The following is a 3,960-nucleotide window of genomic DNA, read 5'->3' on the forward strand; positions in this document are numbered from 1 at the left end:
GAACGTCACCTCGCCGTCGCGCTCGTCGACGGCGACGTGGACGTTCTCCACGCGCGGGAGGTGGTCGGCCAGCGTCGTCAGCTCGTGGTAGTGCGTGGCGAAGAGGGTTCGCGCGCGCACCTCGTTGTGGAGGTACTCGGTCGCGGCCCACGCGATCGAGATGCCGTCGTAGGTGGCCGTGCCGCGCCCGACCTCGTCGAGGATGACGAGCGACTCCGCGGTCGCCGAGTGGAGGATGTTCGACAGCTCCTGCATCTCCACCATGAACGTCGAGCGCCCCTGCGCGAGCTCGTCGAGCGCGCCGACGCGGGTGTAGATCCCGTCGACGAGCCCGACGGTGGCCGCCCGCGCGGGCACGAACGACCCCGCCTGCGCGAGCAGTTGGATCAGCGCCGCCTGCCGCATGTACGTCGACTTCCCGCTCATGTTCGGGCCGGTGACGATGAGGAAGCCGCGCTCCCCGTCGAGCCGGAGGTCGTTCGGCACGAAGTCGGTCGTCCGCTCGACGACCGGGTGGCGCCCCGCCTCCACGTCGAGCCGGCGCTCGTCGGTGAGCTCGGGGCGCGTCCAGTCGTTGCCCGCGGCGTGGGTCGCCAGCGACGCGAGCGCGTCGATCTCGGCGACCGCCCGCCCCACGTCCTGCAGCAGTTCGGCGTCGTCGGCGACCCGCTCGCGGAGCTCCTCGAACAGCGCGTACTCCAGCTCGCCGCGGGCCTCCTCCAGCCGGAGCACCTCGCGCTCCCGCTCTTCGAGCTCGTCGGTGACGAACCGCTTGGAGTTCTTCAGCGTCTTGATCTCGCGGTAGTGATCGGGCACGCCGTCGGCCGCGGACTTGCCGACCTGGATGTAGTAGCCGTCCGTCTTGTTGCGGTCGACGGTGACGTGGCTCAGGCCGTGCTGCCGCTTCTCGCGCTCCGCGAGCCCGTCGAGCCACTCGTTCGCCTCCTCGTGGCGCGCGATCAGGTCGTCGAGCTCGTCGTCGTACCCCTCCCGGAGCAGCCCGCCCTGCGTCTTCGTCTTCGGCGGGTCCTCCGCGAGCGCCTCCGCGAGCTCGCCGTGGAGGGCGGCGGCGCGCCCGCGGTCGATGCGCTCCAGCACCTCGGCGACCGGCGAGCCGGCGAGCGCGGTCCCGGACACGGCGTCGGCGAGCGCGGGCACCAGCGCGAGCGAGTCCCGCACCGAGAGGAGCTCCCTCGCGCCCGCGCTCCCGCTCGTCGCCCGCGCGGCGAGCCGTTCGAGGTCGTAGGCGTCGCCGAGCGTCTCCCGCAGGCGGTCGCGCGCGAGCGCCGCCGACGCGAGCGCCTCCACCGCGTCGAGCCGGCGGGCAAGCTCCGCGCCGTCCCGCCGCGGTCGCGTGAGCCACTCGCGGAGGAGCCGGCCTCCGGCGGCGGTGACGGTGTGGTCGACCGTCTCGAACAGCGAGCCGTCGGCGTCGCCGCGCATCGTCTCCGTGAGCTCGAGGTTGCGCTGGGTCGTGGCGTCGACGGCGACGTGGTCGTCGTCGCCGTAGGCGGTGAGCCGCGTGATCGACGCCAACACGCCCGCGCCGGTCTCCTCGACGTAGCCGAGGGCGGCGCCCGCCGCGCGGAGCGCCAGATCGGAGTCGATCCCGACGCTGTCGGCGGTCTCCCGCCCGAACTGCTCGCGGACCGCGTGTTTCGCGCGCCCCGGTGCGAACGCCTCCGCGTCGAAGACGGAGACGGCCCCCGACAGGTCCTCGCGGACCGCCCCGAGCAACCGGTCGTCGTTGCGGACGCGCGGCCCCGGAAGCACCTCTGCGGGGTCGAACCGGTACAGCTCGGCGCGGAGGTCGCCGGCGGTCTCGACTTCGGTGACGAGGAACCGCCCGGTGGTCACGTCGGCGAGCGCGAGCCCGTAGGGGCCGTCGGCGTCGTCGCCCTCGCGGACGACCGCCGCGAGGTACCGCGCGTCGTCGTCCGCGGTCTCGAGGAGGGTGCCGGGCGTGACGACCCGCCTGATCTCGCGGGCGTGGCCGTCGTCCGTCTCGTACTGATCGGCGACGGAGACCCGGTACCCCCGCTCGACGAGCGCCTTCACGTAGGGGGTGAGCTCGGAGAGCGGCACGCCCGCCATCGGGTACGACGAGCCGTGAGAGGATTTCTGTGACACCGTCAGGTCCAGTTCGTCGGCGACCAGCTCCGCGTCGTCCGCGAAGAACTCGTAGAAGTCGCCGCACTGCATGGCGAGGACGTCCGCGTCGGTCTCCGCCTTGAGATCGAGGAACTCCCCGACGATCCCCGTTGGCATATATCCGTACTCCCGCCGTCGGCGGGTAAAACCCTACGGGTGTGCGGTCGGCCGCGGCGGGCGCCCGCCCGCCCGCGGCGCGAGCGTCACCCCACCCGATTCCGTCGCGTCGACATCCGGTGAATGACCCCGGAGACACCGAACAGCGCCGCGAACAGGACCGCGTAGGCGTAGCCGGAGACCGACGCGAACGGGACGGTCCCGATCCACGCTGCGCCGCCGAGTAGCCCGCAGACGGCCGCGAGGCCGATGTAGTACTCGCCCCAGAGGATCTCGTTTTCGGAGACGACCTCGAGGTACACCTCGAGCTGACGGCTCTCTTCCGTCTGCGAGACGATCCCGCGATCCGGCTCGTAGTCGATGAATCCGCTCTCGGCGAGCTTCGGGAGGTGCGACTGGTGCAGCGCGGTGTACACCCGCTTGCGCTGTTTGTACGTCACCTCGTTGATCTCGAGGTCGTTCTCCCACGCCGCCAACTGCTCCGCGATGTCCCTGACGCGCGCGCCGTCGCCGTTCTCTTTCAGATAGGTGATCACGTTTCGCCGCCGTCGGTTGCTGAGCGCCGTAAACACCTCGTCGCGGGAGGGCCTGTCGGCGTCGCTGCCGGCTACCTTCGGTTCTCCCGTCACTTGCGGTGTCATGGTACTCTCACGCACTATGTCACACTACCTATCGAAACCGGAGTATATATCATTATGTATTAATGTCACGTCATGAAAGTGTGGAATCCGTATGATTCGAAGCGGCAACGATTTTCGCGTCTCGCACGTCTCGGCCTGACCTATCCCCCCCCTCGTCCGGGTACTCCTCGGAACGCTGAACCGATCGACTCCGGGTTTCATTCCGGCCGCGGTCAGGCTCTCCGTTGCGGTCGAAGCCGTCGGCGCCGCCATGTTCCGCCTCCCGAACACCGGTAGGCCACGCATACATAGGTCTCTCCGTCGCCAACGACGGGTATGACGGCATCACACGACACCCGTCTCGGCCGCTTTCGGCGTCCGGAGTACACCGGCGAGAACCGCTGTCTGCCCTGTACGGCCGTCAACATCGCGATCGCCGCGGTCGGCGCGGTCGGCGTCGGCGCCCTGGTCGCGGTCGAACTCGGCGCGGCCCTCCTCGTCGTTTCGCTCGCGGCGATCTGGCTGCGCGGCTACCTCGTCCCGGGAACGCCCGAACTCACGAAGCGTTACCTCCCCGAGCGCGCGCTCCGGCTGTTCGGGAAGGGCCGCGACGCCGGTCCGCCTCCGGAGGTCGACGCGGAGTCGTACCTCCTGTCCGCCGACGTGTTGGTCGAGACGCCGGACGGGACCGATCTCGCGTTCGCGCCGTGGTTCGAGTCGGCGTGGCGGACGCACCTCGCCGCGCTTCGCGACGCGGCCGACACGGCGTTCGGTGGCGTAACGAACGCGACTGCCGCTGGCGACGAGGCCGCCGCAACCCCTCCCGACGGCACGCGTCCCGCCTCTCCGGCCGACGTCACCGCGCTCGCTCGGCTCACCGGCATCGACGAAGACGGGCTCTCGCTGCGGTGGCTCGGCGAGCCCGGCTTCGCACACGCCGGCAACGAGCGTATCGGCCACTGGGAGTCGCGGTCGGCGTTCCTCGCGGACGTCGCCGCCGACCGCGCGCTGGCGGCGCATCTCGACGACTGGGAGTCGCTCCCGCTCGCCTCGCGGAGCGGGGTGCTCGGCG

The 3,960-nt window shown here is 70.9% G+C and carries 3 protein-coding genes; 1 reads left to right on the plus strand and 2 read right to left on the minus strand.

From position 1 onward, the window contains the following. The coding region (mutS, locus tag DJ69_RS03025) for a DNA mismatch repair protein MutS (protein ID WP_099254234.1) at window positions 1–2,268 on the minus strand (2,268 nt) is incomplete at its 3' end. An 86-nt stretch (window positions 2,269–2,354) separates the two neighbouring features. Then, entirely contained in the window at window positions 2,355–2,909 is a 555-nt protein-coding gene (locus DJ69_RS03030) for a DUF7344 domain-containing protein (RefSeq protein WP_099254235.1), read from the minus strand. A gap of 315 nt (window positions 2,910–3,224) precedes the next feature. Here DJ69_RS03030 and DJ69_RS03035 point away from each other — a divergent pair. After that, on the plus strand, window positions 3,225–3,960 hold a 736-nt coding region (locus DJ69_RS03035), incomplete at its 3' end, for a hypothetical protein (protein ID WP_099254236.1).

The sequence above is a fragment of the Halorubrum persicum genome, assembly GCF_002727125.1.
GTDB classification, from domain to species: Archaea; Halobacteriota; Halobacteria; order Halobacteriales; family Haloferacaceae; genus Halorubrum; species Halorubrum persicum.